4 protein-coding genes are annotated in these 1,647 nt (G+C 58.2%); all 4 read left to right on the top strand.

Annotated features, from left to right (window positions below; all coding sequences use genetic code 11):
- Nucleotides 1-471: DUF3400 domain-containing protein (locus tag VBE63_RS28890; RefSeq protein ID WP_323686426.1), on the top strand; the 471-nt coding region annotated here is incomplete at its 5' end.
- 56 nt (nt 472-527) lie between these two features.
- Entirely contained in the window at nt 528-815 is a 288-nt protein-coding gene (locus VBE63_RS28885) for a hypothetical protein (RefSeq protein WP_323686425.1), read from the top strand.
- The gene (locus tag VBE63_RS28880; protein WP_323686424.1) at nt 812-1,201 is read left to right on the top strand and encodes a type II toxin-antitoxin system VapC family toxin; all 390 of its coding nucleotides are present in this window, start codon (nt 812-814) and stop codon (nt 1,199-1,201) included. The genes VBE63_RS28885 and VBE63_RS28880 overlap by 4 nt, the downstream gene beginning before the upstream one ends.
- Before the next feature lie 46 nt (nt 1,202-1,247).
- Nucleotides 1,248-1,460 (top strand): type II toxin-antitoxin system HicB family antitoxin, encoded by a 213-nt coding sequence (locus VBE63_RS28875; RefSeq protein ID WP_323686423.1) that lies wholly within the window; start codon nt 1,248-1,250, stop codon nt 1,458-1,460.
- Nucleotides 1,461-1,647: the final 187 nt, after the last annotated feature.

Genomic DNA, 1,647 nt, shown 5'->3' with positions numbered 1-1,647 from the left:
CCGCCTCAATGCTGCTCAACCCCGGACTTCGCCTATACTGTCCATTCGAACAGTTCACCGGAGATCGCACCATGTTCAACCCCAATCGACACCCCACCGGCGGCCGCGGCAACGACAGCAAGCCTAAAGGCGAATAACGAGCGCGGATGTCCCGAAGCACCGCCAACTGGACCACCAACGCTGGGCACCAGTCGGCCGGATATCGCCAACCAGGTGCGCTTCCGCAAACGCGAGGAACTGAACAAGGGCATCCAGGCGCTGACCGGCAAGACCCGCGTCGAGCACGGCGAGGTCAAACTGCTGACGTCATGCCCCGCCTGCCAGCAGGGCCTGGCCAAGTACGCCGACGAGACCGGGCTGATGACCAATTACATCGTCGTCGAGCTGGCCAAGCATCGCCTCGGCGAGGGCTGGCAGCAGCGGTTCTTGGAGCAGGTCAAGGCTGGCGGGATTGAACGGGTGTTATTGTAGAGCCACTCGTCCGCATCATCGGCGATGATGACATCTAATGAACCAGGAGATGTTGCATGGAAACCCTATCTAGCTGTTCCACGTACACACTCGATCCCGAGACGGCCAGCCTGATCGAGCAGTTGTCGGCGGCTTGGCACGTCTCGCAAACCGAGGTGATTCACCGATCGATCCGCATCGCCCTCGCTAACGAGCCAGCTCCAGCGTTAACGCCCAAGGCCGTGCTCGAGTACTACCGCACCCATTCAGTTCCGCGAGATTGGGAGGAGACAGCATGCATCGTCGACGCCCTGCGATTGCAGCGCCATGAGGACGATCGACAACGCACGAGCAGGCACGAGTGATCCATCTCGACACCAATGCCCTCATTGCCCTTCCGCTCTGGGCCAAGGAGGGACATTCCGTGATCGAACGCATCGCTGGCGGTGAAGCGGCTGGGGTCTGCAGTGTGGTGTGGTACGAATTTCTGATCGGGCCGGTGGAAGAACACGAGATCGCGCTGGCATACGCCTTTGTGCGCGGCAATATCATCGCGTTGAACGCTGAGCACGCGCGTCTTGCCGCTTGGCTCTACAACCAAGCGGGTCGACGTCGCACGCTGAAGACAGATGCACTGATTGCTGTCGCCGCGATGCGCGCTGAAGCTGAGCTACTCACATTGAATACGGATGATTTTCTGCCCTTTGTGCCCTCTGGCCTCCGACTCGCGTTGACGGCCAATCCCACTTAACCACCGTTCGAACCGTAATCCTTAAATACAAACTCTGAGAGAGGCGATGGATTCGAAATACGAGATACTTATCTATTGGAGCGCCGAAGATGGCGCTTTCCTTGCTGAGGTGCCGGAGTTACCTGGATGCATGGCCGACGGATCTTCTTACCAGGAGGCACTCAAGAACGCCGAAGTGATCATCCGCGAGTGGATCGAAACTGCAAAAGAAATTGGTCGCCCGATTCCTGAGCCTCGCGGGAAACTGATGTATGCCTAACGAGTTGCTCCGGCCGAAGCCGTTTTCGCCCTCGCTTAACCGGCTCGGCTGAGCATGGCGTTAGCCGATATAACACGCACCCGAAACTGGCACCCACCGACTACAAGGCAAACCAATGACCGAACTTGAACAGATCGAAAACCGCGTTCTCAAACTCAGTCCGGCCGATTTTGAAGAGTTTCGGAAG

It is taken from the genome of Lamprobacter sp. (assembly GCF_034860625.1).
Lineage (GTDB): Bacteria > Pseudomonadota > Gammaproteobacteria > Chromatiales > Chromatiaceae > Lamprobacter.
The sequence above is the reverse complement of the archived record's forward strand: the minus strand, read 5'-3'. Positions and strand labels throughout refer to the sequence as shown.